The organism is Myxococcus sp. CA023, from assembly GCF_010998615.1.
Lineage (GTDB): Bacteria > Myxococcota > Myxococcia > Myxococcales > Myxococcaceae > Myxococcus.
In genome coordinates, this window is sequence record NZ_JAAEAH010000001.1 from 161,329 (window position 1) to 187,379 (window position 26,051).

At 68.7% G+C, this 26,051-nt stretch carries 22 protein-coding genes and 1 riboswitch; of the genes, 9 read left to right on the plus strand and 13 right to left on the minus strand.

Translation table 11 applies throughout. The annotated features are described in order from the left end of the window. Nucleotides 1-47 precede the first annotated feature (47 nt). Nucleotides 48-3,434 carry a DUF4082 domain-containing protein gene (locus tag F8M74_RS00240; RefSeq protein ID WP_141252603.1) on the minus strand — a complete coding sequence of 1,129 codons (3,387 nt, stop codon included), beginning with the start codon at nucleotides 3,432-3,434 and terminating at the stop codon, nucleotides 48-50. 400 nt (nucleotides 3,435-3,834) lie between these two features. Here F8M74_RS00240 and F8M74_RS00245 point away from each other — a divergent pair, with 400 nt between their 5' ends. Then, nucleotides 3,835-4,521 (plus strand): FadR/GntR family transcriptional regulator, encoded by a 687-nt coding sequence (locus F8M74_RS00245; protein ID WP_203330826.1) that lies wholly within the window; start codon nucleotides 3,835-3,837, stop codon nucleotides 4,519-4,521. A gap of 71 nt (nucleotides 4,522-4,592) precedes the next feature. Beyond that, the gene (locus F8M74_RS00250) at nucleotides 4,593-6,035 is read left to right on the plus strand and encodes an FAD-dependent oxidoreductase (protein ID WP_162295064.1); all 1,443 of its coding nucleotides are present in this window, start codon (nucleotides 4,593-4,595) and stop codon (nucleotides 6,033-6,035) included. Between the two features lie 285 nt (nucleotides 6,036-6,320). Here F8M74_RS00250 and F8M74_RS38385 read toward each other — a convergent pair whose 3' ends face one another. The 3 genes from F8M74_RS38385 to F8M74_RS00265 form a co-directional block, all read right to left on the minus strand. Beyond that, complete coding sequence (locus F8M74_RS38385; RefSeq protein ID WP_228565817.1) at nucleotides 6,321-6,665, minus strand: WYL domain-containing protein; 345 nt, start codon at nucleotides 6,663-6,665, stop codon at nucleotides 6,321-6,323. After that, nucleotides 6,547-7,437 carry a GNAT family N-acetyltransferase gene (locus tag F8M74_RS00260; protein WP_141252601.1) on the minus strand — a complete coding sequence of 297 codons (891 nt, stop codon included), beginning with the start codon at nucleotides 7,435-7,437 and terminating at the stop codon, nucleotides 6,547-6,549. Before F8M74_RS00260 ends, F8M74_RS38385 begins: the two co-directional genes overlap by 119 nt. Nucleotides 7,438-7,545: 108 nt before the next feature. Continuing rightward, nucleotides 7,546-8,550: a formylglycine-generating enzyme family protein gene (locus tag F8M74_RS00265; RefSeq protein ID WP_141252600.1), complete on the minus strand. Its 1,005-nt coding sequence runs from the start codon at nucleotides 8,548-8,550 to the stop codon at nucleotides 7,546-7,548. A 193-nt stretch (nucleotides 8,551-8,743) separates the two neighbouring features. Between F8M74_RS00265 and F8M74_RS00270 the strand changes: the two genes are divergently transcribed. Further along, the gene (locus tag F8M74_RS00270; protein ID WP_171410230.1) at nucleotides 8,744-9,886 is read left to right on the plus strand and encodes a hypothetical protein; all 1,143 of its coding nucleotides are present in this window, start codon (nucleotides 8,744-8,746) and stop codon (nucleotides 9,884-9,886) included. A 41-nt stretch (nucleotides 9,887-9,927) separates the two neighbouring features. On the opposite strand, the gene F8M74_RS00275 is transcribed toward F8M74_RS00270, so the two are convergent. Next, the gene (locus F8M74_RS00275; RefSeq protein ID WP_228559229.1) at nucleotides 9,928-10,545 is read right to left on the minus strand and encodes a hypothetical protein; all 618 of its coding nucleotides are present in this window, start codon (nucleotides 10,543-10,545) and stop codon (nucleotides 9,928-9,930) included. A gap of 198 nt (nucleotides 10,546-10,743) precedes the next feature. Then, nucleotides 10,744-10,814, plus strand: a riboswitch (guanidine-III (ykkC-III) riboswitch). A 17-nt stretch (nucleotides 10,815-10,831) separates the two neighbouring features. Here F8M74_RS00275 and sugE point away from each other — a divergent pair. The 6 genes from sugE to F8M74_RS00305 all read left to right on the plus strand — a co-directional run bounded on the left by sugE (nucleotide 10,832) and on the right by F8M74_RS00305 (nucleotide 16,246). Then, nucleotides 10,832-11,152 carry a quaternary ammonium compound efflux SMR transporter SugE gene (gene sugE, locus F8M74_RS00280; protein WP_141252598.1) on the plus strand — a complete coding sequence of 107 codons (321 nt, stop codon included), beginning with the start codon at nucleotides 10,832-10,834 and terminating at the stop codon, nucleotides 11,150-11,152. 61 nt (nucleotides 11,153-11,213) lie between these two features. Then, nucleotides 11,214-12,413, plus strand: coding sequence for an MBL fold metallo-hydrolase (locus tag F8M74_RS00285; protein WP_141252597.1), 1,200 nt, complete (start codon nucleotides 11,214-11,216; stop codon nucleotides 12,411-12,413). A 159-nt stretch (nucleotides 12,414-12,572) separates the two neighbouring features. After that, complete coding sequence (locus tag F8M74_RS00290) at nucleotides 12,573-12,962, plus strand: helix-turn-helix transcriptional regulator (protein ID WP_141252596.1); 390 nt, start codon at nucleotides 12,573-12,575, stop codon at nucleotides 12,960-12,962. Continuing rightward, nucleotides 12,959-13,426 (plus strand): SRPBCC family protein, encoded by a 468-nt coding sequence (locus tag F8M74_RS00295; RefSeq protein ID WP_141252595.1) that lies wholly within the window; start codon nucleotides 12,959-12,961, stop codon nucleotides 13,424-13,426. Before F8M74_RS00290 ends, F8M74_RS00295 begins: the two co-directional genes overlap by 4 nt. 332 nt (nucleotides 13,427-13,758) lie before the next feature. Then, the gene (locus tag F8M74_RS00300) at nucleotides 13,759-14,460 is read left to right on the plus strand and encodes a hypothetical protein (RefSeq protein ID WP_216619935.1); all 702 of its coding nucleotides are present in this window, start codon (nucleotides 13,759-13,761) and stop codon (nucleotides 14,458-14,460) included. 253 nt (nucleotides 14,461-14,713) lie between these two features. Then, on the plus strand, nucleotides 14,714-16,246 hold the full coding sequence (locus F8M74_RS00305; protein WP_141252594.1) for a methyl-accepting chemotaxis protein: 1,533 nt from the start codon (nucleotides 14,714-14,716) through the stop codon (nucleotides 16,244-16,246). A 156-nt stretch (nucleotides 16,247-16,402) separates the two neighbouring features. Here F8M74_RS00305 and F8M74_RS00310 read toward each other — a convergent pair whose 3' ends face one another. The 8 genes from F8M74_RS00310 to F8M74_RS00345 form a co-directional block, all read right to left on the minus strand. Then, nucleotides 16,403-16,672, minus strand: a complete 270-nt coding sequence (locus tag F8M74_RS00310) for a DUF2277 domain-containing protein (protein ID WP_026114134.1) — start codon at nucleotides 16,670-16,672, stop codon at nucleotides 16,403-16,405. Between the two features lie 56 nt (nucleotides 16,673-16,728). Continuing rightward, entirely contained in the window at nucleotides 16,729-17,943 is a 1,215-nt protein-coding gene (locus F8M74_RS00315; protein ID WP_141252593.1) for a TolC family protein, read from the minus strand. Further along, on the minus strand, nucleotides 17,943-21,026 hold the full coding sequence (locus tag F8M74_RS00320; protein WP_141252592.1) for an efflux RND transporter permease subunit: 3,084 nt from the start codon (nucleotides 21,024-21,026) through the stop codon (nucleotides 17,943-17,945). The genes F8M74_RS00315 and F8M74_RS00320 overlap by 1 nt, the downstream gene beginning before the upstream one ends. Nucleotides 21,027-21,031: 5 nt before the next feature. Continuing rightward, nucleotides 21,032-22,594 carry an efflux RND transporter periplasmic adaptor subunit gene (locus F8M74_RS00325; protein WP_141252591.1) on the minus strand — a complete coding sequence of 521 codons (1,563 nt, stop codon included), beginning with the start codon at nucleotides 22,592-22,594 and terminating at the stop codon, nucleotides 21,032-21,034. After that, nucleotides 22,595-22,864 carry a hypothetical protein gene (locus tag F8M74_RS00330; protein ID WP_020478144.1) on the minus strand — a complete coding sequence of 90 codons (270 nt, stop codon included), beginning with the start codon at nucleotides 22,862-22,864 and terminating at the stop codon, nucleotides 22,595-22,597. It abuts the gene before it with no gap. A gap of 155 nt (nucleotides 22,865-23,019) precedes the next feature. After that, nucleotides 23,020-23,322, minus strand: a complete 303-nt coding sequence (locus F8M74_RS00335) for a hypothetical protein (RefSeq protein ID WP_141279668.1) — start codon at nucleotides 23,320-23,322, stop codon at nucleotides 23,020-23,022. Nucleotides 23,323-23,356: 34 nt separating this feature from the next. Continuing rightward, nucleotides 23,357-23,866 (minus strand): TlpA disulfide reductase family protein, encoded by a 510-nt coding sequence (locus tag F8M74_RS00340; RefSeq protein WP_141258010.1) that lies wholly within the window; start codon nucleotides 23,864-23,866, stop codon nucleotides 23,357-23,359. A gap of 95 nt (nucleotides 23,867-23,961) precedes the next feature. After that, complete coding sequence (locus F8M74_RS00345) at nucleotides 23,962-25,965, minus strand: M36 family metallopeptidase (RefSeq protein ID WP_228560777.1); 2,004 nt, start codon at nucleotides 25,963-25,965, stop codon at nucleotides 23,962-23,964. Between the last annotated feature and the right edge of the window lie 86 nt (nucleotides 25,966-26,051).

Consider the following 26,051-nt stretch of genomic DNA (forward strand, 5'->3'; position numbering starts at 1 on the left):
ACCGCGTCGGGCCCGGAGGATGATGCGTCTTGGGAGGCGCGAGAGACTCAGTTGTAGGTGGCCGTGTAGGTACCGGCCAGGGCGCCGTCGATGAAGGCGAAGTCCACGCCCTTGATGGTGCGCGTCACCGTCGTCACGGCGGAGCCCGCGCGGGTGACGGACAGCAGCGTGCGGCCCGTCGTGGTGCGGGTGGGCACCATGAGGGACAGGTTGCGCGCGGGGCTCGTGAGGTTGAAGGTGAGCACCGTGCCGGTGAAGGCCACGGTGGACACCTGGGTGGCCTCGCGGGCATCGAGCCACTCCAGCAGCTGCTTCGCGGTGATGACCGGCACGCCGTCACGCTGGGCGGACGCGATGATGGCGGCCGAACCGGAGGATCCGGCCGACGGCTGCGAGTCGACGTGCATGTTGGCGTTGAAGGCGCCGTAGTAGCCCTTGGGGCCCAGCGCGTTGTCCAGCAGCGTGTCGATGTGCAGTGGGTAGGACTGGCCGGACTCGTCCGTCATCTGCGTGGCGAGCTGGTAGACGTCCAGCGGAGTGCCGTCCAGGTCCGCGAAGCGCATGGCCAGGCCGGAGCCGGTGAACATGCCCGGGCGGTCCTGCACCCAGTAGTCGGGCCAGTAGTAGTAGTTGGTGTCCAGGCGGATGCCGTGCCGGCGCGACACCTTGGGCTGGGTGGACCAGTCACTGAACGCGATGCAGTGCGTGCGGTTGGTGACGGGCGCGGGGACGGAGGGGAAGGCGGACGCGAAGCTGGCGAGCTGCGGGGTGAAGAAGTTCGGGTCCAGCGTGTTGGCCGTGTAGTCCGCGCAGCCGGTGTTGATGTGCAGGGCGTACTCGAAGCCCTGGGCCACGTAGGTGTTGGCCTGGGTGGCGCTCAATCCGCCCACGTAGTCATAGATGGTGCCTCGGATGCACTCCCAGTCGTCCACGCTGCACCCGGTGGTGCTGTCCGCGAGGTACTGGTTCCAGCGCTGGGTGGTGGCGCCACCCGGGTGTCCGTCGCCCGTCATCACCACGACGGCCTTCTTGGCGCTGGGGAAGTACCAGAGGCGCGGCAGCGGCGTGGTGCTCGTCTGGTGCAGCACGTTGGCGAGCAGGCGCTGCTGCTCGTCCGCCTGGGGAATCTGGACCTTGGCCAGGTTCACCCAGTCCGGCTGCGGGTCGAAGGACGCGTTCCCGTAGAACATATCGCTGGCGCGCGCGCCCGGGCCAATGGAGGAGCCGTCCCGGTTCTGTCCTTGCCAGGCCGGGTTGCCCTGCCGCGTGTAGATGACGGACTTCGCCAGGTCATACATGAAGGCGGTGGCGGTGCCGCTGCCCACGGTGCGCTGGCTGACTGCGGTGAACGTCGTCGCGGTGGTGGCATCCGAGTAGAGCGTGGCGACGGTGCGCGTGCCGGTGACGACGGTGCGCTTGTCCGCGAGGCCGTGGTACTGCATCGTCTCCGCGGTGATGCCCGTGCCTGGGGCCTGGGTGTCGTTGACCAGGATGTAGCCATTGGCTTGCGTGCCCTGAGAGGCATTGAGTCCGAGCAGCGACTGGAGGTTCGCCGCGGGCCGCAGGGCGATGAGGCTGCCACCGGCGGTGACCCAGTCGGTGATGAGCGTCACCTGGGCCGCGCTCAGCGTCTGCTCGCCGAGCACCAGCACCTTGTAGTCATCGAGGGAGACGGAGACACCCAGGTTGCCGGCATCGGTGGTGGCGAAGGCGGCGATGCCCTCGGCCTCCAGGATTTCGCGCAGGTAGTCGGTGAAAGGGTTGCCGGGAGCGGTGGCCACCAGCACGGGGCCCGCGCCGTGGACGCCCGGACGGGGCGGCGGTCCGTAGGTTTCGAAGACGACGTCCACCCAGTAGTTGGCGTTCTGGTGGCTGCCGTTGGGGAACGTGGACGTGGAGGCATAGGCGAAGACGCCGTTGCCGCCCGAGGTGGTGGCGCCGGGCAGGGCGTGCAGCGGAGGGGCGTCCACTCCGGTGGCCAGGCCGTTGCTGTCGAACGAGTAGCCGCCGAGCGGCGCGAAATACGACGCCACGTAGGTGGTGCCGGCGGTGATGGCGACGGGGGAGGAGAACGTCACCTCCTGCCAGCCGATGGCCGTCTCGTTGGTGAAGGTGGCGGAGGCGAGCGGCTGGCCCGTGGCGCTCCACAGATTGCCCACGTGGGTGCCGTTGTTGCCACTGCCCTTGTAGAAGCGCACGCCCGTCACCTGTCCGTCCACGTCCGCGCGGAACTTCACGCCCACTTCGATGGCGGCGGTGTCAGGGGTGGTGGCGGTGCCGGGCGTGGCGGTGGGGGCGAAGATGCGGAAGGTGTTGTCCGGGGGCTGCGTCGGGGGCGGTGCGCCGGTGGCCTGGAAGACGACGTCCACCCAGTAATTGGAGTTGCCGAAGCTGTTGATGGGAAAGGAGCCCGCGGCGCCGTAGGTGAAGACGCCGTTGCCGCCGCTGGTGCTGCCGGGCAGCGCGAAGAGGGGCGGGGTGTCCTGGCCGCTGGCGAGGCCACCGTTGTCGAAGGCGTACGAGCCGACGGGGGCGTGGTACGAGGCGACGTAGGTGGTGTTGGCGGCGATGGCGACAGGGGTGGAGAACGTCACCTCCTGCCAGCCGGTGGCCGTCTCGGAGGTGAAGGTGGCGAAGGCGAGGCGCTGCCCGTTGGCGCTCCAGAGGCTTCCCACGTGGGTGCCGGTGTTGGCGGCGCCCTTGTAGAAGCGCACGCCCAGAACGTTGCCGCTCACGTTCGTCTTGAACTTCACGCCCAGCTCCACGGGGGCGGAGTCATTGGTGACGGAGGCGACGGCGGGCGTGGCGGTGACAGGCCACAGGGTGACGGGCTCAGCCGGGCGGAAGACGACGTCCACCCAGTAGTTGGAGTCGCCGAAGCTGGTGCTGGGGAAGGAGCCCGCGGCGCCGTAGGTGAATACGCCGTTGCCGCCGCTGGTGGCGCCCGCGAGCGCGTGGAGGGGCGGGGCGTCCACGGTCGAGGCCAGTCCCGCGCTGGTGAAGCCGTAGGCGCCGCCAGGCGCGTGGTACGAGGCGACGTACGTGGTGTTTGCATTGATGCGCACGGGCGTGGAGAACATCACCTCCTGCCAGCCGGTGGCCGTCTCGGAGGTGAAGGTGGCGAAGGCGAGGCGCGCGCCAGCGGCGCTCCAGAGACTTCCCACGTGTGTGCCGGTGTTGGCGGGGCCCTTGTAGAAGCGGATGCCGAGGATGTCTCCCTCGATGTCGGACTGGAACTTCACGCCCAACTCCACCGGGGCGAAGTCATTGGTGACAGAGGGGACGGCCGGGGTGGAGGTGGGGGCGAACAGCGTGTACGTCGGCTGGGCGCGCGCGGCGGTGGGCAGCGCGAGCAGGACGGCCGCGAGCAGCGCCAGCGCGTGGGCGCGTGGCTGCCTCGCGACCCAGTTGGGCCGTGGCTTCGAGGGTGTCATTCGGACTTTTCCTTGGGGGGATGGCACGACGAGACAGAGCAGCGGCGGCATCTTGCTGTCTGTCCCTGACGTGGACAATGACGCGAGACGTATGTCCGCGAGTCATTGCCGCATGCCGCGATTTTTGGCTTCCAGGCGGTCGGACTGTTCCTGGTGTCCGTTGTCCTCGGCCGTGATGGGGACCGCGGAGGTTGACCCCAAGGATGCGCGCATCGCGGAATTGGAAGCGCAGGTGGCCGTGCGCGCCTCGCTCACTCGCATTGACGCACTGCCCAGATGTGGCTTTGACGCACCCATGACGCAGCGACCGAGTTTTGGGTAGGCACAGGCCTCCGAGCGTCGCGCTCCGCCGCCGGCGATGCATTTGACCTGACTTGGTAACCAAGTTTAGAGTGCACCTGTGTCCATCTTGTCCCGCAAAAAACCGCAACGCGCCGCGGATGCCGTGCTCGAAGCGCTCTGCATCGCCATCTTCGATGGCGAGCTCGCGGAGGGGGACCCTCTTCCTCCGGAGCGGGTGCTCGCAGCGGCTCACGGCGTTTCACGAATCATTGCGCGCCAGGCGGTGCATGCGCTCGCGGACGCCGGGCTCGTCGAGGTGCGACAGGGAGGAGCATCGCGCGTGCTCGATGTTGCCGCCGCCGATGCTCGGGCGCTCGAGTTCCTCTTCCGCTACGGATCGCGGCTCCGCACTGGCGGCGCCAGGCTCCGCGAGGACCTGTTCGAGTACCGGCTGTTGTACGTGCTGATGATGCTCGATGCCGCGCACCGAAAGGGCACCGACGAAGAGCGGCGCGGCCTGCTCGCCCTTGTCGAGGAATGTCCCGTGCAGCCATCCGAAGCCCGTGCACGCCAGCTCGATTCCAATTTCTGGCGACACGTTGGCTCGATGGGCCGGAATCAAATCATGCGTATGGAGATGGCGCTCTGGGAGCGCTGGGCGGACCCGGGTGCCCCGCTCGACGGTAAGCCGGAGGAGCTGCGTTGGTTCTGCCACGTGCTCGCCAAGCAGCTGCTGGCCCGCCAGGACCCGTTGCCCTTCTATCTCGCGACGATACGCCCGACCTTCGAGCCGGCTCACCGCTGAGCCGGGCCGTCCCGTCACTTCTGTCCTCATTTCTTTGTCCAATTAACTTGGTAACCAAGATGGAGGCTTCAATGAAACTCCTCAATCGCATCGGTGCAATGGCTTCGATTTCGCGGCGCTTCTTGCTGAAGTGGCCCGCCGCGACCTATGCGGTCTCCGTACTGGGGGCCCGCGACGGCAGCGCTCATTCCCGAATGAGGAGGGACGTCGACGTCGCCATCGTGGGAGCGGGCCTGTCCGGCCTGTGCGCGGCGCGTTTGCTCGCTCGCGCGGGGCGTAGCGTCTTGGTGCTCGACGCACGGGATAGGGTGGGCGGCCGCACCCTGAACCAGCGCATCATTGGAAATCGCTGGGTGGACGGCGGGGGGCAGTGGATCGGCGGGAGTCAGACGCGCGTGATGGCGCTCGCGGATGAGCTGGGAATCCAGCGGGTTCCGCAGTACACGACCGGACTCGGTGTCGCCTACGCCAACGGCACGCGCATCACGTTCGAGAGGGACACTCCGAGCGCGGAGACGCTACGTATTCAGGTGATGCTCGAGAACCTGTCGCGCCAGGTCCCGCTCGATGCGCCCTGGAACGCGGCGGAAGCCGCGCTGCTGGATGCCCAGAGCGTCGCGGACTGGCTCCAGGCGAACAATGTCGGCGCCGAGGCGTCCCAGGCGGTGGCCGCGACGATTGGCACGACGTTGAGCGCCAGCCCCGAGAACACCTCTCTCCTCTGGTTCCTATTCTATCTCCGCTCTGCGGGTGGATTCGCGGAGCTCAACGACGGCGCGCAGCAGCATCGGTTGGAGGGGGGAGCGCAGTCGCTCTCCGTGCGACTCGCGGAGGAACTCGCCGGTAGTGTCGTGCTGGGCGCCCCCGTTCGCCGCATCAAGGGCTGGTGCTCGGACTCCGTGCTGCTTCATTCCGATGCCGGCACCGTTCGCGCGCGCCGGGCCATCGTTGCGATGATGCCGCGGGACATGCAGCGCATCGACTTCACGCCCGCGCTGCCACGCAATCGTGACGCCCTCCAGAGGCATTGGGGCGCTAGCTCGGGCTTCAAGGTGCACATCGTCTTCGACCGTCCTTTCTGGCGAGACCAAGGCCTCTCGGGGATTGGCTTCATGGACTCAGGGGGCGTGGAGGTGACCTTCGACAGCACACCGGCGGACGGAGCGGTGGGTGTGTTGCTGGCCTTCGTGAATCCGGCCGCTTCCCGGCTGTCCGCGGCGGCTCGGCGCGAGCGCATCATCGAGGATGTCTCGAAGCTCTTCGGGGAGCAGGCCCGGGCGCCCCTCGACTACGTCGAGCAGGATTGGACGCGCGAGACCTGGACCGCCGGCTGTGTCTCGCCGCAGCCCCCGGGGTTGATTTCGTCGTCTGGCAGCGCGCTCAAGGCGCCCACCGGGCGAATCCACTGGGCAGGCACCGAGACTTCGGGGGTCTGGTGCGGGTATATCGAAGGGGCCATCCGCGCAGGGGAGCGTGCCGCAGCCGAGGTGCTAGAGCAGCTTGCTTTTGATTGAGTGACGCTGCTCCGGGGCCGCACCCCCTGCTGCGCTTACGGGTGAGCGACATGAATCCTGCGGGGAGGCGCGTGTCCCGCAACGAGCCGGATTTCATCCGTCCCGGGAGCGCGCTCGGCCTGCCCACTTGGCGGGCCAGCGCCGCGGCACTCACCGCGCCCGGCCCCACCATCTGTGCCTTGAATGCGTCCGGTACGGCACCGCGTCCTGTCTGCTCTCGCCCCCGCATGGAGGGCAGCCCGGCCGGTCAGCCGAGGCGGCAACTTCCCTGACACAGGGGGGGCGTCAGAGCGCCGCGAAGATGTCGCCGAGGGTGGCGAGCATCGACTCCGAGTTCCGCACCTGGAACGTCGCCGCCTGGACGCTCGCGGATTCGATGCGGTCGACGCGGAGCATGCGCACCGCTCCGCGCAAGTGGTCCCAGACGAGCAGGTACCACGCGGGCCAGCTCAGCAGCAGGTAGTGCGGCTCCACGATGCGCACCGTGCGCTGCCCACCAGGGGCAAGCCGCTCACGGGCGCGAGCGGCTCCGCTCCTGGATGAAGAACTCGAGGTCCTCGTCCTGCCCCAGATGGCGGAGCGCGCGCGCCTGGTGGCCAGCGTGGCGAAAGCCGGCCTTCTCCAGCACACGCCGGGAGCCGGGGTTGCGGGAGAAACAGCTGGCATGGAGGGATTCCAGCCCGAGCGTCTCGAAGCCGTAGCGGACCAGGGCCTGGGCTGCCTCCGTCCCAAAGCCCTGTCCCCAGTACGCGCGGCCGAGCCAGTATGAGAGCTCGGCCGTGCGAGGGCGCTCCTCGTCGGCCTCCACCAGCCCGGCCAGGCCCATGAACTCGCCAGACTCGGAATGGCCGAGCGCGAAGACATGGGAACGTGCATCCAGCGAGGCAATCCAGGCTTCCGCCATGCCGTCCTCGAACGGATGTGGGATTCCCGCCGCGTTCGCCGCCACCTCGCGGTCACCCGCCAGGCGCTGAATGGAATGGGCGTCTTCAGGGAGGAGGGGACGGAGAATCATCCGGGCACTTACGAGGGCTCCCTCCCCGCGCTCAGGGGCGAGCGCGCGCCGGATGACAGGGCGCAGGTCGGCCGTACCGAGCGCGTCCAGGGCAAGCTCCCATCGGCCCTCGGCGCAGAGCCCGCTCAGGCCGCCGTCGTCATGGGCCCGCAGGGCCACCGTCCGCAGCGCTTCGCGAACCGCCTCGGCGACCGCGTGCCCTGCTTCGTCACAACGCTTGCAATCGAGCTCGACACCGAGGCGGCTGCGCCTCCCGTCCTCGGAGAGGACCCAGGGGCGCACCATCCAGGGCGGGTCATGGCGCATGTGCTGCCGGTGGCCACACTCGAGGTCAGCCACCCAGTGGTCTTCCCGGTCGAGGTGGAAGCCTGTGATTTTCTGCTTCATCGGTCCCTGTGTCGTTGGAGGCGGGTGACACGATAGGGATGGAGTCGCGGCGAGCGGAAGCGCCGCGACAACGTCGCAAGACCTTCTCTGGAAATGCCAGCTTGCGGCTCAGGGGCGGACGACGCAGCGGAACCCGATGTGCGACGTGCCGCTGTCCACGGCCTGGGGGGAGCGCGCCGCCGGGCGGTAACGCAGGCAGTAGTTCGGCGCGCACAGGTGGCTGCCGCCCTTGAGGACGCGGCGGGGAATCTTCACCTTCGGCAGGCACGGGTCCATGCTGCGATCCGACGTGGCCGGTCCCCGCGGATTGACGGGGATGCAGCAGGGCTTTCCGCCGTTCCCCTCGTGCCGCTCCTGGTACCAGTCCGAGGTCCACTCCCACACGTTGCCGGCCATGTCGAAGAGGCCGTAGGCGTTCGGTGGGAAGTTGCCCACCGGGGACGTGCCCTCGAAGCCATCCGTGTTCAGGTTCTGCCAGGGGAACTCCCCCTGCCAGGTGTTGGCCATCAGCTTGCCACCCGGCGCGAACTCGTCGCCCCAGACGTAGACCTTCCGGTCCAGGCCTCCGCGCGCGGCGTACTCCCATTCCGCCTCGGTGGGCAGCGCCTTGCCCGCCCAGTGCGCATAGGCGAGCGCGTCCTCGAAGCAGACGTGCACCACCGGATATTGTTCGCGCCCCTGCCAGGTGCTGCCCGCGCCTTCGGGGTGTTTCCAGCAGGCGCCCGCCGTATAAAACCACCACTGCGTCAGGTCGCGCAGGTCCACGCGAGCGAGCGTCTTCTTGAAGACGAGCGAGCCCGGGACGAGCAGCGCTGGATTCGCGCCGGGAAAGTCGTCGGGGTTCAAGGGGCGCTCGGCCACGGTGACGTAGCCGGTGGCCTCCACGAAGCGCGCGAAGTCCGCGTTCGTCACCACCTGGCTGTCCATCCAGAAGTCCGTCACCGTCACCTGGTGTGTCGGCCGCTCCTCCGGATAGTGATGGTCCGAGCCCATCCAGAACGTCCCACCGGGGATGTAGACCATGCCCGGCAGCGAGCGGGCTTCCTGCCCCACGCCTTCCTCGAGGGGCCGGCCGCCCTGGGCCGGGACTTCGTCGATGACGTCGATGCTCATGTGCGTGCCTCCTTCCCTGCGAGAACGGAGGGGCGCGCCGTGCCCCGGCAGCAAACGTGGGGGCCACGCGGCACGGAACAATCCGGCCCTCAGGGGTAGGCCTCGTGTCCGCGCCTGCTCCTGCCGGTCGTCGCCCGGCCGGGGGGCGCTTGTGGGTTCCTGGACGCAGCCACACCGTGGAGACGGCGCCCTCATGGACCCGCACTCGACGATTGCCGAATTCTCCCTGGTGAAGGGCGGGCTGCTCTTCGAGACCGAGCGCCGGCTCCGGCGGGGGCCGCGCAAGCGTTATGACCCCGTGTTGCGGGCGCTGGCCTTCTCGGCGATCGGCTGGTTGCCCCTGCTGATCTTCACGCTGCCTTCGGGCGGGCCGACCGTGGGCTCCCTGTTCAGGGAACTCCAGGTCCATGCGCAGTTGCTGGTGGCGCTACCCGTGCTCCTCGCCGCGGAGCCCTACATCGACGGCCGCCTGGCTTTCGCGGTCCGCCAGTTCCTCAATTCGAACCTGGTGGCGACGGACGGCCTCCAGACGTTCGCAGCGGATGCCCGGCGCGCCATGCGGTGGCGGGACAGCTATATCGTGGAGGCGCTGCTGCTCATCCTGGCGTACGCCCTCACGTTCATCACCCCGGCCGACGCCACCCGGTCGTGGACCGTCAGCGGTGACGGGTTCTCCATGGCGGGGTGGTGGAACCTCGCCGTGAGCCAACCCCTGTTCCGTTTCCTGGCGCTCCGGTGGATCTGGCGTGGCGTCGTGTGGAGCGCCTTCCTGCTGCGTGTGTCACGTCTGCCGTTGACCCTGGTTCCGACACATCCGGACATGATGGGCGGGCTCGGGTTCCTGCCCATCTGCCAGGCCAGCTTTTCGCCCGTGGTGTTCTCCCTGGCCGTGGTGGTGGCGGCATACACGTCCCGGGTGGAGCCCAAGGACCTATCGGCCAACCCCGCGGCCTACGTGATTCCGCTGGTGGTCATCGCGGCCGGCGCGGTGGTGCTGGTGTTCGCGCCGATGAGCTTCTTCGTGCCCCAGCTCGTGCGGGCGAAGCGGATCGGTGACGAGGACTTCTCGAAGGTCGCGGCCAAGCACTCGTGGCAGTTCGAACACAAGTGGTTCAGGGGCGGACCGGAGCCGGAGCTGCTGGGCGTACCGGAGATGTCCTCGCTGGCGGACATCGGCACGGCCTTCACCCTGGCGCGGAGGATGCGCCTGTTTCTCTGGGACAAGATGGCCCTGCTGGCCGTGGTGGGGGCGGCGCTGGCGCCACTGCTCATGTTGCTGGTGATGGACCGGCAGTTCATCTCCGTCCTCAAGTTCATCCACGATGGCTTGAGGTGACGCGGGCCCGGAGGGCTCCGGGGCCGGTCATGCCGATGCGCTCAGAACGTGGCGCCGACGTTCAGCGTGGCGTTGTAGCTGGAGCCTCCCGCGAACGTGACGTCTGTCACGGGCTGGTTCTCCGCGGGCGGCAGCGTGGGGACGAGCTCCTGGTTGAAGAGGAGGTTGTAGTTGGCCCGCAAGTCCGCGGTGAAGGAGCCGGTGTAGAAGCGCAGCCCCGCGCCCAGCGGCACGGCGCCAGCGGTGTCGTCGCGGTAGCCCAGCGCTTCCGCGCCGCGGCGGACGTTGTACCAGTTCATGCCGAGTCCGCCGAGGAGGTACGGCTGCACGGGGCTCGCCGTCAGGCCGATGGTGGCCACGGCCTGACCTCCGTTGCGGACGATGTCCGGGTTTCGCGCCAGGTCCTCCAGGCCGCGCCGGTCGAGCTTGTTGATGGCGCCGGTGTAGCCCAGCTCGATGCCCAGCACGGTGGACGGTTTGAGCGTGGCCGTGGCGCCGTACGCCGCACCCGGATCGATTCGGGGGGCCAGCCCACCGCTGTAGCCCTCTACGCCGCCGCCCACGGTGACGGTGAGCCCGCGCATGTCGGACTCGCCCTTGGCCAGCGCCGTGCCTCCGCACAACGTGCCCGCGACGATTAGTGCCTGGATCCGTTTCATTCCGAGCGCCTCCAAAAGACGGGGTTGTTCCGCCAGGAAGCTGGGGCCGCGGACAGGCCGGTTCAAGGCGAGTCGGCAAGGCATCTCCGCGAGCCCTCCCCAGCGAGCCTGTGTCCCACCGCCGGGCACCTCCCCCGGGCGGTGGCATGTCCGGCCGGGTTGAACTGGGAGTCGCGTGGCTTTATAGAGGGGGGCGCCAGCGGCCTCATCGTGAGGGTGTCTGGCCCGGACGAGGCGCGCCGTACCCGGTCAGGAAAAGACGACGCGACAACGGGAGTCGTACGTCATGTCCTGGATTCTACTCGTCATCGCAGGGGTGCTCGAGGTCGGTTGGGCCATCGGTCTCAAGTACACCGAGGGCTTCACCCGGCTGGTACCAAGCGTCCTCACGGGCGCTGCCATCGTCGCCAGCATGGTGCTCTTGGGGATCGCCACGAAGAACCTGCCCATTGGCACGGCCTATGGTGTTTGGGTCGGCATTGGCGCCGTGGGCGCGGCCATCATGGGCATCGTGCTCTTCAATGAGCCGGCCACGCCCGCGCGCATCTTCTTCCTGGTGCTGCTGCTCACCTCCATCGTGGGCTTGAAGGTCACCAGCGGCCGGTAGGTGGCCCTTCGGTGCTGATTTCCCGGGCGCTGCCTTGAAGGCAGCGCTACACGTGGGGGTCATGCGCGATGCGTTTCTGGGTGGAGGTCGTCCGAAGCCGCGGGGCCTGTGGCGGTATGCCCTGGGCGTGATGGGGCTGGGCGCGGGCGTGGGTGCCCTCCTCACGTGGACGACGACGGACGGCCTCCAGTCTTTCGGTGCGCGTGCGGATGGGGCGCGCCTGGAGCGGATGAAGGCATCGTCGCGTTACCAGGCCGGCATCTTCATCAACACCGCCGGTGCCAGGCTGCCGCAGAATGGGCCGGACTGGGGCACGTTGAAGGAGATGCTCTTCGGCACCCAGCAGCGTACGCCGCCGTCCGCGCTGCCCATGGAACGGGACGTGGCCGCGGCGCTGGCGAAGCAGCCGGAGAGCGGCCTGCGTGTGACGTGGCTGGGTCACTCCACGCTGCTGGTGGAGATTGACGGCTTCCGCATCCTCACGGACCCCATCTGGGGCGAGCGCGCGTCGCCGTCCACCATTGCTGGGCCCAAGCGGTTCCATCCGCCTCCGCTTCCGCTGGACGCGCTGCCGGACGTGGACGCGGTGCTGCTGTCGCATGACCACTACGACCACCTGGACATGCCCACCATCCGGGCGATGGTGCCGCGTCAGGTGAAGTTCTACGCACCGCTGGGCGTGGGGGCGCACCTGGAGAAGTGGGGCGTTCCGGCGGAGCGCGTGGTGGAGCTGGACTGGTGGCAGGAGGTGTCGTTGGGGGAGGGGGAGGGCCGCCTGCGCATGGTGGCCACGCCTGCGCAGCACTTCTCCGGCCGGGGCCTGACGGACCGCAACAGCACGTCCTGGACGTCGTGGACGCTGCTGGGCTCGCAGCATCGGGTCTTCTTCAGCGGGGACACGGGCCTGACGGAGGAGTTCGCGGAGGTGGGCCGCCGCTTCGGTCCGTTCGACGTCACCATGTTCGAGGTGGGCGCCTTCCATCCGTCCTGGGGAAGCATTCACCTGGGGCCGCAGCAGGCGCTGAAGGCGCATGAGATGGTGCGGGGGCGCACCTTGCTGCCCATCCACTGGGGGACGTTCAATCTGGCGCTGCACGCCTGGGACGCGCCCGCGAACGAGCTGGCGGCCGAGGCACGCGAGCGGGGCGTGAGTCTGCTCACGCCCGTCCTGGGCCGCCCCGTGGAGCCGACGCGGGAGCGTGCGGACACGGCGTGGTGGAGCACGGTACAGACGGCGGCGGTCGCTGGCGACGCGCCTTGATGAGGACGTGAGCGGTCTCTTCGGGCGACAGGTGGGCGGCCTTGAGGAAAAGGACCGCACCTTCCGCGCTGTCGCGGTGGACGCACCTGCTGCCTCCTCGCGCACCGCGCTTGCGTTTAGTTAACCAAATGGTTATTTTCCCATTTGGTTAATTTCGCCATGTCGATCGACCCGCTCAGCGCCACTTTTGCCGCACTCGCCGACCCGACCCGGCGCGCGATCCTCGCGCGGCTCTCGAAGGGTGAAACCTCCGTCACGGAGCTCGCGCAGCCTTTCGAAATGAGCCTCCCTGCCGTGACGAAGCACCTCAAGGTGCTCGAGCGCGCAGGGCTGATTACGCGGAGCCGCGAAGCGCAGTGGCGACCCTGCCGACTCGCGCCGAAGCCGCTGAAGGACGCGAACGCCTGGCTCGAGCACTACCGCGAATTCTGGGAGGGCAGCTTCGACCGGCTCGAGGACTACCTCGCCGACCTCCAGGGGCAGAAGCGCCCGGCGCGCGCCCGCAAAGTTCCAACCCCGAAGAAGCCCAAACGAGGAGCACGCACATGAATGCAGCGCTCGACCTCAACGAACTCGCGAAGCGGCAGCTGGAAATCTCGCGGGTGATCAGCGCCCCGCGCGCGCTGGTCTTTCATGCGTTCACCGACGCGGAGATGATTTCCAACTGGTGGGGGCCGAACGGCTTCCGCACGACGACGGTGAGCAAAGATGTGCGTCCGGGTGGCGCGTGGAAGTTCACCATGCACGGGCCCGATGGCACCGACTTCCCGAACCACATCGTCTACACGAAGGTCGTCCCCAACGAGCGGCTCGAGTGGGAACACGGCTCGAAGGAGGGCGAGGTGCTGTTCAAGGCAGTCGTCACCTTCAAGGATGAGGCGGGAAAGACGCGCGTCACGTTGCAGCACACGATGCCCACCGTCGAAGCGCGCGAGCAGGCGGCGAAGTACGCAATCGAAGGTGGCAATCAGACGCTCGCGCGACTCGAGCAGCACCTCGCGACGCAGCAGTAGTCGCTTGTCGCTACGGCACCGTGCGCGCGAGTGCCCACGTCAGCGCGGCTTCGAGCTCAGTGAGGTGCTCCCGGAAGTCCCTCCTTTCATGAGTGGAGTGCTTCCGGTTGTACTTCGCCGACGAGAATTCCGCGACGGTCAAGCGTTGTGGAAATCAAGGTCCCAGGCGCGACTTCCACCCCACTTGAGCAGGGCCGCACCCTGACAACCACGTCCTGGTCATCCGGTGGTCGCGTATGACGTCTCTGTCATGCTTCGACAGGAATACAAGGTGTGCAGACTGTGCGCTGAAGTGTCTGTCGTTGGGTATGAGACGTGCAGTGCGGCCGGGCATGATTCGAACGGTCCTCGTAGCGGTGCTCCTGTTCGCAGGCACCGGGAAGGCTCAAGGCGTGGAGGCCGCGTCGGTGCCGCAGGCCCCTCGCGCGGAGCGTGCCGGGCTGGCCATCTGGACGGCCTCCGTCATGGATTGGAGCCTGCTTCTGGTGGGGCCCATCCTGGGCGTGGGCCTCAATGTCGCGCTGCCAGTGGGCATGAACGTGCCTTTGACGGAGACAACGGATGGCGTTTTCGAACTCCGGCCCATGCTGGCGCGCAAGAGGTGCACCAACTTCCACGGGGACGCGATGCCTCGTTGCGGCACCCTGCAAGCCCTTCGGGCCACGGTGGGCCTGGCGTGGACGCCCTGGCCGGGCGAGCGGGGCGATGGCTTCTTCATCCAGCCCAAGCTGAGTGGCATGGTGACGCATCAGAGCGTGCGTGGGACGGAAATCCCAGTGACGGCGGAGGGCACGAGGATGGAGACGGGCGGACAGGTCTCCCTCGGGTTCGACGTGGGGTACCGGAAGACGTCCCGCCGCTCGCGTTCTTTCCTGGCTCCGGTGATCGGCGTTGGCGTGGGCTATAGCTGGAACCAGCAGCGCGGGCGGGTCGACCCGGGATGGCTCTTTGCCCGGGAGCAGGCACGTGGCTGGAAAGACAAGTTCGTCGTGGACCTGAACCTGGACCTCTTGCGGTTCGGGGCCACGTTCTGACGACCGCAGGGGGCTGCGTCAGTCGGCGTCGTCTGTGATGTCGAAGTGCAGCACGTCTTCGCGCGTGGCCCGTTGCGGCAGGTGAAGTCCATGCCCGGCGTGAATTTGCACTGGGAAAGCAGTCGCCCGTGTCCGCGGAGTAAGGGGTTCCCGAGGGATTGCACCCCCGCACGCTGGCGCCCACAATGCGACGCGTCTGGATTGTCAGATGGAGCATCATTTCCCGTTTTGAGCCCGGATCGGGCACGGCCGGATGCGACTCTCACTCACCCATAAAATCACCCTGGCGCCCATCATCGTGGCGCTCCTGTTCGTCCTTCTCTCTCAGGGCTACACCGTGCCTCGGCTCCAGGAGGCCTTCGAAGCGCAGGGGCGGGAGCTGAGCGGCGCGCTGCCTACGGTGCTCGCCGCCGCGGTGGCGGACGGCATGAAGCGGAGCGCGCACGACGAGGTCCAGCAGACGCTGGAGGCCGTGGCTCGGCATGGCGGGGCGGCCTACGTCGCCGCGTTCGACGCGGGTGGGACGTTGGTGGGCGTGGCCGGTGAGAAGGCCCAGATGCTACGGGATGCCCGCGAGCAGTTGAGGTCCTCCGAGGGAGGGCTCGTCCTGCGGGATGGGGACACGGAGCTGCAGGACCTGGTGGCGCCGGTACCAGGTGACGCCGGCTGGGTCCACGTGGGCTTCGACCGCACCCATGCGCGTGGGCTCGTGGAGGGGGCGCTGGCGAACGTGGGCATCACCGTGCTGGTCGCGCTGCTCGTCTTCACCGCGGCGGCCTTCCTGGTCAGCCGCGCCATCGTGTCGCCCCTGAACCAGCTCTCCTCCGCGGTCCGCCATATCGCCGAGCGCGGCGACCTGCGGCAGACCATTCGCATCGACTCGGATGACGAGGTGGGGCAGCTCGCGCGGGCCGTGGGCATGCTGGTGGGCAAGCTGAAGGAGCTGCTGCATCAGCTCCAGTCCTCCACGGAGTTGCTGAGTGACTCGGTGTCGGGGCTGACGGAGTCGGCGGACCAGCAGAATGAGATGGTGACGCGCCACGCGGCCGCGCTGCAGGAGACGCAGGTGACGGCGCAGGAGATTCGCCAGACCGCGATGCTGGCGTCGGGCTCCGCGGAGTCCGTCATCCAGGTGGCCGAGCGCGCCGAGCAACTGAGCCGCACCGGAGAAGAGGCCGTCTCGGCGAGCATCGACGGCATGGAGGAGGTGCGCAACCAGGTGGCGGAGATCGCCGCGCGCATCACCGCCCTGGGCGAGCGGACCAGGCAGATCAGCGGCATCACCGAGACGGTGAAGGACCTGGCGGACCAGTCCCACCTGCTGGCCGTCAACGCCGCCATCGAAGCGGCGCGCTCCGGGGAGCACGGCAAGGGCTTCGTCGTGGTGGCGAAGGAGATTCGCGCGCTGGCGGACCAGTCCATCCGCGCCACCAACCAGGTGCGGCGCATCCTCCAGGACATCAATCAGGCCATCATCGGCACGGTGGAGATCACCGTCGAAGGCACCGAGCGCATGGAAGCGGGGCTGACGCAGGTCCGCACGTCCGGCGAGACGCTGAAGGAGCTCACCGCCATCGTCGAGGACAGCACCGCGGCGGCGCGGCAGATCGCGCGGACGGTCAGCCAGCAGGCCACGGGAATCGAGCAGATCTTCACCGCGGTCAACGAGCTGAACACCCTGATGACGGACACCGTGTCCCGCATCTCCACGACCAGTGACTCCGCCACGTCCCTAAAGATGCTCTCCGAGCGCGTCTCCCAGGTTGTCCGCGCCTACAACGTCTGACGGCGCCACCGGAGAAGCGGTGAGCTTCTTCGACCGCTACGACGCGGACTGAGCGGCCTTCTTCCGTGACGCGTGTTTCGTGGCGCGGGGGCGCTTCGCTGAGGCGCGGCGCCGCTTCGCGCTCAGGTGCACCTCATCGCTCCGGCAGACGCGCAGTCAGCGGGACTCCGCCTTCTTGTAGCGCAGGCGCTTCATGGCCTCGAAGCGAGCCCTGTCCTTGGGCGGCGTGGTGGCCACCAGCCCGTCGAGCATGCGCTTCGAACTCTGGAAGATCTCCTCGACGGCGACCTCGAAGGCGTCGGTGTTCTGCTTCGACGGCGTCCGCGTCCCGGCGATCTTCCGGACGAATTGAAGCGCCGCCGCGCGGATGTCGGCATCGGTGGCGGGCGGCGCGAAGTTGAACAAGGGCTTGATGTTCCGGCACATGCCCACAGGCTAGAGCGTGTCAGGAAAACAGGCCATGGCCCGCAGCCTCGAAGCGTTCAGCGCAGGGTCCCCATGACTTTCAAGAACTGGGCGTGGGCGGCGTTCAGCTCTTCGAGTGCTTCGATGTAGCCACGGCGCCCATCCAGGGCCTCGCGCCGGATGATGAGCAGTTGCAGCGAGTCCACCTTGCCGGCACGGTAGGCCTCGGTGACGAGGTTCAGGTTCTCCTGGAGCGCGGCGAGCACCTCGGCGTCGAACAGCTCCGCGGCCGCCTGGGCGGACTGGTACCGACTGAGCGCGAGTTCGACCTCGGCGCGGACGAAGCGTTCGGTGGCGGCGAGCCGCTGCTGGGCCCTTCGTTCCCTCGCGACGCTCGCGCCTCGCTCGGCCTGGTTTCGGTTGAAGACGGGCAGGTCGATGTTGAGCGTCCCTTGGATGATGGTGTCGTTCTCCTCCCGGCCGTAGGCCAGGCCCACGCTGGGGCGTGGCAGGGCGTCGCGGCTGGCGAACCGGAGCTCGGCCCGGGCGGCTTCCCATTCGGCCCGGGCGGCTTTCACATCCTGGCGCTGACTGGAGGCTCGCTCGACGAGCACCGAGAGCGCGGGCTGGGGCGTCACCTCTGTCCGGAGCGCGTGATCCAGGGTGATGTCCTCGTTGGGGTCCATGCCCAGCAGGAGCTTCAGCTCCGCCAGGGCCTGGAGCCGCAGCCGGGTGGCGCGGACCTTCTCCTGCTGGGCCCGGCCTCGCTCCACCGTCGCGATGTTCATCTCGATGTGGGAAGCGGCGCCTGCCTCGAGCCGCTCCTTCGCGACCTTGCGCCCTTCCTCCGCGAGCCCCAGCGCGTCGTCGCTCAGCCGCAGCGATTGTTCGGCCGCCAGCGCCCGGCCGAAGGCCTGACGCACGTCCGCGGCCAGCTCCACCTGGAGGGATTCCAGGCGGAACCGGCCGGCCTCCATGGCGGCGCGCGCGGCGTCCTTGCGCGCGCGTCGCTGTCCGAAGATTTCGAGCTGCTGGCTGATGCCCACGTTGAGTTCAAGCGTGTCTGCCTCATCGCGCAGTCGCGGACCCACGGAGGCCTGGAGCTGCGGATTGCTTTGAAGCGGGAGGTCCGCGCCCTCCCACTGCGCCCGCGCGGCCGCGGCTTCGGCGCGGCCTTCGATGAGGCGAGGACTGTGTTCGAGCGCGAGCGTGACGGATTGCTCCATCGTCAAGGGGCGGGCGGAGAGGGCCGGCGCCGAAACGAAGAGGAGCAGGAGGGGCAGGACGCGCATCACGGAGTCCTCGTCATGGGCGTGTCCTTCCCGGCGCCGAAGACCGAGTAGAGGACTGGGAGCACCACGAGGGTGAGCAGGGTGGACGACAGGACGCCTCCAATGACGACCGTGGCCAGGGGGCGCTGGACCTCCGCGCCGACGCCGGTGTTGAGCGCCATGGGCACGAAGCCGATGGCGGCCACCGCGGCGGTCATCAGCACGGGCCGCAGCCGGGACACGGCCGCCTGGCGGATGGCTTCGCCCAGGGCCTGGCCTTGCTCCAGCAAGGCGCGGACCCGTGAGACGAGCACCATGTCCCCCAGGACCGATACGCCGGACAGGGCGATGAAGCCCACGGCGGCGGAGATGGAGAAGGGCAGGCCCCGCAGCAGAAGCGCGAGCACGCCGCCCACGAGCGCGAAGGGGACGCCCGCGAAGATGCGCACGGCGTCCAGGGCGCGCTGATAGGTGAGGTAGAGCAGCAGGAAGATGAGTGCCAGCGCGACCGGCACCACGATGAGCAGGCGCGTCTGTGCGCGTTCGAGGTGTTCGAACTGACCGCCGTAGCGGACGTAGTAGCCCGCGGGCAGCTCCAGCTTCTCGTCGAGTGTGCGGCGGACCTCCGCGACGAAGCCGCCGAGGTCGCGTTCTCGCACGTTGGCCTGGACCACCAGCCGCCGCTTGCCCCACTCGCGCTGAATGGTGGTGGGGCCGGACGTCTCCTTCATGGTCGTCAGCCGTCCCAGGGGAACGCGCTCGCCGCCGGGCGCTGCCACGGGGATGGTGGCGAGCCGCGTGGGCTCCTCGCGGTACTCCTCGGAGAGGCGCACGGCCAGGTCGAAGCGCCGCTCGCCTTCGCGCACCTCGCCGACGATGCGCGTGCCCACTGCTTCCACGACGTCGAGGACGGAGCGGGCAGGAATCCCGTAACGGGCCACCGAGGCCCGGTCCACCGTGACTTCCAGCACGGGCTGGCCCGTCACCTGCTCCACGGTGACGTCGGCGGCACCGGGAATGGCCTTCACCAGGGTCTCCAACTCGCGGGCCTTGGCCTTGAGCACGTCGAGGTCATCCCCGAAGAGCTTGATGCCGACGTCGCTTCGCACGCCCGCGATCATCTCGTTGACGCGCATTTCAATAGGCTGGAGGAAGGCCATGCGCATGCCTGGGAGGTCCGCCAGTTCGGCCTTCATCTCGTTCACCAGCTCCTCCTGCGTGGTGGCCCGCTTCCACTGCGCCCGGGGCTTGAGGGTGATGAAGACGTCGGACAGCTCGACGCCCATGGGGTCCGTGGCCACCTCCGCGGTGCCGGTCCGGGTCCAGACGCGTCGCACCTCGTCTGGGAACCGGGACAGCAGCACCCGCTCTATCTGGCTGCCATAGCGGATGGATTCGGAGAGGGAGACCTCCGCCAGGCGCACGGTGTTGATGACGAGCGTGCCTTCGGACAGGCGGGGGACGAACTCGCTGCCGAGGCGCGTGGCGGCGAGGGTGGCTCCCACGATGAGGAGCACGGCGGCGGTCAGGGTGACACGCGCATGGGCCAGCGCCCATTCGAGGACGGGCCTGTAGATTCGCTGGAGCCAGCGCATGAGCCGTGGCTCACGGTGCGGGCCGCCGCCTCGCTTCAGCGCGAAGGAGGCCAGTACCGGCATCAGCGTCATGGAGAGCAGCGCACTGCCCAGGAGCGCGAAGATGACCGTGAGCGCCATGGGGCGGAACAACTTCCCCTCCACGCCTTCGAGGGCGAGGATGGGCAGGTAGACCACCATGATGATGAGCTCGCCGAAGAGCGTGGGCTTGCGGACCTCGACGGCGGCATCCCGCACCACCTCCAGCAGGGAGCGTCCGTCCCGGGCCTCGGAGAGTCGCCGCTCCGCGTTCTCCACCATGATGACGGAGGAGTCGACGACGAGCCCGAAGTCGATGGCGCCCAGCGACATGAGCGTGCCGGCGATGCCGAAGCGCAGCATCGCGTTGAAGGCGAACAGGAGCGACAGCGGAATGGCCGCCGCCACGATGAGGCCGGCGCGCCAGTTGCCCAGGAAGATGAAGAGCACCGCGATGACGAGCAACGCGCCTTCCAGCAGGTTGGTCCGGACGGTGCGCAGCACGTGGTCCACCAACTCGGTGCGCTCATAGACGGGCTCCACGCGCACGTCCTCCGGCAGCGTCCGCTGGATGTCCTCCAGCCGCTGGGCGAGCGCCTTCGTCACCGTGTGGGAGTTCTCGCCTACCAGCATGAAGCCCAGGCCCAGCACGGCCTCGCCTTCGCCATCCGCGGTGGTGGCGCCGCGCCGGATTTCATGGCCCACCTCGACGCGCGCCACGTCCCGGATTCGCACGGGGACGCCGTGGTGCGCCGCGATGACCACGTCCTCGATGGCGTTGCCGTCCGCGAGCACTCCCACCCCGAGCACGAGCGTCGCCGTGCCGCCCCGCTCGAGCACGCCGCCCCCGACGTTGGCGTTGTTCTCCTCCAGCGCCCGGTAGATGTCTCCGAGGGACAGGTTGAACTGCTGCAGGCGGCGGGGGTCGACGATGACGTGCCACTGCTTCTCCTCGCCGCCCCAGGCATTCACCTCCGCCACGCCCGGCACGCTGCGCAGCTGGGGCGCGATGACCCAGTCGTGCAGGGTGCGCAGCGCCTCGAGGCTCTTCGTCCGGCTCTTGACGAGATAGTGGAAGACTTCGCCCAGGCCGGTGGCGACGGGCCCGAGCGTCGGGGGCGCGATGCCCGCTGGTAGCTGCACTCGGCTCAGCCGTTCGGACACCTGCTGCCGCGCGAACCACAGGTCGGTTCCGTCTTCGAACTGGAGGGTGACCTGGGAGAGGCCGAACTTGGAGATGGAGCGCAGCTCGCTGACGCGAGGCAGGCCCGCGAGCGCCTGCTCCACGGGGACGGTGAGCTGGCGCTCCACTTCGTTGGGCGTGAGCGCCGGTGCGACGGTGTTGACCTGCACTTGCGTGGGCGTCGTGTCCGGGATGGCGTCGATGGGCAGCGCCCGGAAGGCGAGCAGACCCGAAATGACGAGGGCCCCCGTTCCCAGGAGGACGGCCCAGCGGTGGGACAACGACCATTCGATGAGCCGGGTGAGCATGGCGGCTACTCGCCTCCCGCCGTCTCGCAGCAGCCCGCGCCGATGGAGTCCTTGAGAATCTCCGTCTTGAGGAGGAAGGCGCCGGTGGTGACGACCTCCACCCCCGCAGCGAGGCCCTTGACGATTTCCACCTCCTCGCGCGTGCTGGCGCCCAGTTCCACCGCGACGGGCTCGTAGAGCCCCGGCTGCTTGCGCACGAAGACCAACGTCTGGCCTTCCGCGCGCTGGATGGCCACGTGGGGAACCAGCACCGCCTCATGTTCCGGGGCGACCTGCACCCGGGCCCTGAGGAAGAGCCCGGCCTTGAGGGCGCCGTCGGGGTTGGGCAGTTCGACCCGGGCGCGCACCGTGCGGGAGACCCGGTCCACCGACGCGCCCACGCGGGTGAGCGTGGCGTCACGCGTCTGTCCGGGCATGCTTTCGAAGGTGAGGGTGACGCGCTGTCCCGCGCGAACCTGGGCCGCGTCCGCCTCCGGAATCTCCAGCAGGGCCCACATGGTGCTCAGGTCCGCCACCTGGATGAGCGGCTGTCCAGCGGATGCATGGCGTCCGGCGACGGCGTCTCGCGCCACCACCGTCCCCGCGAAGGGCGCCGACAGGGCATAGGTCCCCTGCGGGCCCTGGCCATTGGCTCCCGCGGCGGAGAGCGCTGCGCGGGCGGCATTGCGCTCGGCCTCGGCCGCCGCGACCTCCGCCTGGGCGGTCTCCACGTCTTTTCGTGCGCTGATTCCGCTCGTGGCCAGCCGCTGCTCGCGCTCGAGCGCCGAGCGCGCCACCGTCAGCCGCGTCTGTGCCGCCGACAGCCGTCCCTGGTCCGCGCCCACGGCCCCCGAGGTGATCAACACCAGTGGCTGGCCCGCCTTCACCTCGTCGCCGACGTCCACGCGGACGTCCGTTATCAGCGCCTCGCTGCGGGCGGACAGTTGCGCCAGCCGGTTCTGGTTGAAGTCGAGCTGCCCGACGACGTCCAGGGTCCGGGCAAAGGGGCGCTTCTCCGCGCGACGTGTCTGGATGCCGGCCTCGCGGGCCGTCTCGGCGGACGCGAGGCGGACGCGTGTGCCCGGCTCGGGGAAGGTGGGGGGCTGGGCGCCCGCGGCCTTCACCAACTCCGGGTGGCAGTACGGGCAGACGGACTCCGGGAAGCCGTGCTCCCGGCAGTAGTCACCGGCCTCGATGAACTTCGCGACCAGTGACGGGTTGCATTTGGTGCAGTGGGACTCGGGGACCGCGTGCTCCTTGCACCAATCCTTGGGGGCGGTGTCCCGCGCGGTGAAGGTGAGGCCCGGGTTGCATTGGAAGCACTGGGATTCGGGGACGCCGTGCTCACCGCACCAGTCGTCCTGGTCCTTGAAGACGTCGATGAGGTCGGGGGTGCACCGGGTGCACAGCTCCGCGGGGACGCGGTGCTCACAGAGCGCGGGCTCGGACGGGGTGGTCGTGCCTCCCGAGGCGGCTGGAGCCGGTGAAGGCGCCTTCGCCGCAGGGGGACTCGCTTGTTGGCTGCAACTGGCGGCGCTCAGTGCCAGCAGCACCGCCAGGACGCTGGGGCCGACTCGGGAGGCACGCATCTACTTCACGCCCTTCTTGGAGAGTTCCGGGTTGCAGAGGACGCACTGGGATTCGGGCCGCGCGTGCTCGGGGCACCAGTCACCCTTGGCCTTGAAGACGGGAGCCAGCTTCGGGTTGCAGCGGGCACAGAGGCTCTTCTGGACGCCGTGCTCGCAGCGCGGCTTCTCGGACCCGGCCGTCTGGGGCTGCTGGGCGGGCTTGCTCTCGTCGGCCAGGACGGGGGCGGCGAACAGGGACAGGACGACGGACAGCGTACGCAGCGAGTGCATGATGAGGCGCTCCTGCCGGGGCGGATGCCCACGGCGGTGGTGGCCCGCGCGAAGGTGCGCGGGAAGGTCGGACAGGGCTTGGGCGGAGCGGGAGGACGTGCGCGCACGTCCGGCCACGGCGCTCGCAAGACACACGTCTCCCGTGAAGGGCGGTGTCAGGCTCTGGGCGGCTGGAAGATGTCGGTCCCCACGCCGGAGAGCGTGGGCTCATCCACGCGCGAGGGGATGGGCAGCGGCCGGGGCGGCGGGATGAGACGCGCGTGGGGCGACGCGGGAGCGGGGGCGGCTCTCAGTGGGCAGCACACGCACAGCACGCAGTTGGGCGAGCAGTCCTCGCACTCGTCGGATGCCTCTTCCGCGCATTCGTCGTGTACGTCCGACGCCAGGGCCAGCGTATGGAAGACGCCGCCCGTCATCAGGACGAGGAGCACGGCGAGAAATCGCAGAAGGGACTGCATCCGGGTCCGGCTTATTAAATGGGGCTTGGTGGTGTCAATCCAGCGGGGGAGGCGCTGAGGGTGGGGGCTCGCGTATCAGGCGCTCCAGCAGACGGCGCATCGCGCCGGCATCCCATTCCCGCGGGCCCGAGAAGCGGGCGACCTGGCGGCCGTCGACCAGGAGGACGCTGACGGGAAGCAGGTCCACGCCGAACGCGTCACCGGCTCGTTTGTCCACGTCGAGGCGCAGGTGGAGCGGCGCGGGTGGAGGCCCCTTGAAGAAGGACTCCACCGCCTGGGGCGTCTCGTCATGGCTGAAGACAACGACCTGGAGGTCCTCGGGGGGCGCTTGGGCCAGGGCGACGAGCTGGGGTGTCTCCTGCCGGCAGGGCGGACACCACGACGCCCAGAACACGATGAGCAAGGCGCGGGAGGGCGGCACGTCCGCGACGGTGGGCGCGGTTCCCTGGAGCCGGACATAGGCCGGTGGGGGCTCGCTCTTGCATGCCCAGGTCAGTGGCGACATGCCGAGCAGGATCAGGCTCAAGGCGGTAGGCGTGCGCATCCTGAGGGTGATACCTCAAGACGCGGCGCCTGCCATGCGCGCCTGGGGCCAGGCCGGAGCCCTCGAGGGAGCTCCGGCCCGGTGGTGTTCAACGATTAGAGCTTGGCTGCCGTCGCGCTGAAGGAAGCGCAGGCGGCGGGCACCGCGAAGCCGTTGGTGGGCGTCGTGCCGCCGGAGCCACTGGACACGGCGTTGGAGCCCAGGCCGAACGCGGCGAAGGCCGTCCACAGGCGGCAGACGTCCTCGCCACCGTGCAGGGTGGTGGCCGCGGTGATGATGCCGTCACGCACCTGGGTGAAGGTGGGGCTGCACGGCGTGTTCTTCAGGCCCTGGGTGAAGTACAGCATCATGCGCTGGTTGCCCGCGGTGCCCGTGGCGTCGTACAGGTTGGCGCTGAAGCCGTGGTGGTTGACCAGGGCCCAGTAGGCCTCCCACATGCCCTGGGCGAACACGGCACCCACGCCGTGCGGAACCGCCATGCCGTTGATGCTGGCGTAGGTCCAGGTGTTGACGGTGCTGCTGGTGCTGTAGCGCTGGGGACGGATGCCCGCGCCCGTGGTGGGCTGGTTCAGGGCGTAGGTGCCCACGCCGCGGCCCTGCGCGCCGGTGTCCGTCGCCTTCGCGGTGTAGAAGAGCGACAGGAAGTCGCTGATGCCCTCGCCCGGCTGCTGGCGGTTCGACAAGCAGGACACGTTGCTGGGGCCGCCCACGAGGCGGTTGGAGATGCCGTGGCCGTACTCGTGGACGATGATTCCGGCGTCCAGGTCTCCGTCCTTGTTCGGCGTCACCGTGTTCCAGCGGTACATCTGCATGCGCGGCCGCTGGCCGTCCGGCGGGGTCATGAAGTTGGCGTTGTTCATGCCGCCGCCGTCCTGCGCCTCCGCGCGGACGTCGTCGTTGCCGGCGCCGCCCCGGCCGTAGTTGTTGACCTGGAAGTTACCGGACGCCTCATCGAAGCCGTACTGGTACTGGACGTCGTGGATGATGTTGTTCCAGTAGAACAGATTGGTGACGGCCGCGGGGATGTACGTGGACGGCGCGCCCGTGAGGGTGATGGGGAAGTCGCAGTGGATGAGCGAGGTGCAGTCGGGCTGCACGGCGGGCGGCAGGCCATCGTTGTTGGTGTCCTCGTAGGCGTGGACGTTGTTGCCGCGGAGGGTGGTGTACTCCGCGCCGGCCGCGCCGTTCGTATCGTGCCAGCCGTAGGGCGACGCCGTGGCGTTGGCGGGGTTGGAGACCAGCACGCGCCCGTCCGCGGGCGGCAGCGGCGTGGTGTGGTTGGGGCTCTCCACCGGCATGGGATAGACGCGGTAGGCATCATCGGCCGCCACCCAGTCGAAGCGGGTCCAGACCTCGCCCGTGGACGCGTCCACCGTGACGTCGTAGGCATGGTCGTTGTCCAGGGTGTGGACCTGGAAGCGCCACACCAGCCGTGCCTCACCACGGCGGACCGGCAGCACCGCCAGCTCCGCGTCGATGGGCTCGGTGGACAGGCCTTCCACCGCCACGCGCGTGCGCTGACGCGCGCCGGGCTCGGCCTTCAGGGACTGCGGCGCCGCGGAGATGCGGACGCCCAGGTGCTTCGCCACGCCCACCACCGCATCCGCGGCGCTCAGGCGCGGCGTGGTGCCGGCGAGCGAGGACTCCAGGGCCGGGAGGAAGTCGCTGTGCACGCTGAGCACGCGGCCGTCGCGGTCCACGTTGATCTGAAGCTGGCCGTTGTAGACAGGCAGGCCCCGGTACGTCTGGCGCAGGTACAGGTTGGTGGTGCCGCTCACCTTCGAATAGACGCGGTCCGTCACCTCGAGGTTCGCCAGGTCGTTGAGCCCCAGCCCGAGCGCGTCCCGGTGCTTCTGGACGAAGTCCAGGCCAATGGCCATCGGGTCCCCGCTGCGCGGACCGGAGAGCGCACCCACCGGATTGGTGAGCGAGCGCACCAGGCCGTTGGACTCGTCGAACTCCACCATCAGTTCCGGCACGGCCTGCCGCAGCGCGGCCTGGCTGGACGTCTGGGCAGACGAGATGCCAAACCGGGCCTGCGCGTTGTAGGCATCACGCGCATCGTAATTACGAACGCCTGCCTCCGAATGAACTGCCATTGCAGCGGAACCCGAGAGGGTTCCCACGAGAAACACCGCATGAAAAAGGCGCCTTCGGTAAGGACCTGAGGACATGTCGTGCTCCT

Coding starts and splice junctions, on each gene's coding strand:
- F8M74_RS00240 (WP_141252603.1), bottom strand. CDS start 3,434: ATGACACCCTCGAAGCCACGGCCCAACTGGGTCGCGAGGCAGCCACGC.
- F8M74_RS00250 (WP_162295064.1), top strand. CDS start 4,593: ATGAAACTCCTCAATCGCATCGGTGCAATGGCTTCGATTTCGCGGCGC.
- F8M74_RS00260 (WP_141252601.1), bottom strand. CDS start 7,437: ATGAAGCAGAAAATCACAGGCTTCCACCTCGACCGGGAAGACCACTGG.
- F8M74_RS00265 (WP_141252600.1), bottom strand. CDS start 8,550: ATGAGCATCGACGTCATCGACGAAGTCCCGGCCCAGGGCGGCCGGCCC.
- F8M74_RS00270 (WP_171410230.1), top strand. CDS start 8,744: ATGGACCCGCACTCGACGATTGCCGAATTCTCCCTGGTGAAGGGCGGG.
- F8M74_RS00275 (WP_228559229.1), bottom strand. CDS start 10,545: ATGAAACGGATCCAGGCACTAATCGTCGCGGGCACGTTGTGCGGAGGC.
- sugE (WP_141252598.1), top strand. CDS start 10,832: ATGTCCTGGATTCTACTCGTCATCGCAGGGGTGCTCGAGGTCGGTTGG.
- F8M74_RS00285 (WP_141252597.1), top strand. CDS start 11,214: ATGCGCGATGCGTTTCTGGGTGGAGGTCGTCCGAAGCCGCGGGGCCTG.
- F8M74_RS00290 (WP_141252596.1), top strand. CDS start 12,573: ATGTCGATCGACCCGCTCAGCGCCACTTTTGCCGCACTCGCCGACCCG.
- F8M74_RS00295 (WP_141252595.1), top strand. CDS start 12,959: ATGAATGCAGCGCTCGACCTCAACGAACTCGCGAAGCGGCAGCTGGAA.
- F8M74_RS00300 (WP_216619935.1), top strand. CDS start 13,759: ATGATTCGAACGGTCCTCGTAGCGGTGCTCCTGTTCGCAGGCACCGGG.
- F8M74_RS00305 (WP_141252594.1), top strand. CDS start 14,714: ATGCGACTCTCACTCACCCATAAAATCACCCTGGCGCCCATCATCGTG.
- F8M74_RS00310 (WP_026114134.1), bottom strand. CDS start 16,672: ATGTGCCGGAACATCAAGCCCTTGTTCAACTTCGCGCCGCCCGCCACC.
- F8M74_RS00315 (WP_141252593.1), bottom strand. CDS start 17,943: ATGCGCGTCCTGCCCCTCCTGCTCCTCTTCGTTTCGGCGCCGGCCCTC.
- F8M74_RS00320 (WP_141252592.1), bottom strand. CDS start 21,026: ATGCTCACCCGGCTCATCGAATGGTCGTTGTCCCACCGCTGGGCCGTC.
- F8M74_RS00325 (WP_141252591.1), bottom strand. CDS start 22,594: ATGCGTGCCTCCCGAGTCGGCCCCAGCGTCCTGGCGGTGCTGCTGGCA.
- F8M74_RS00330 (WP_020478144.1), bottom strand. CDS start 22,864: ATGCACTCGCTGCGTACGCTGTCCGTCGTCCTGTCCCTGTTCGCCGCC.
- F8M74_RS00335 (WP_141279668.1), bottom strand. CDS start 23,322: ATGCAGTCCCTTCTGCGATTTCTCGCCGTGCTCCTCGTCCTGATGACG.
- F8M74_RS00340 (WP_141258010.1), bottom strand. CDS start 23,866: ATGCGCACGCCTACCGCCTTGAGCCTGATCCTGCTCGGCATGTCGCCA.
- F8M74_RS00345 (WP_228560777.1), bottom strand. CDS start 25,965: ATGGCAGTTCATTCGGAGGCAGGCGTTCGTAATTACGATGCGCGTGAT.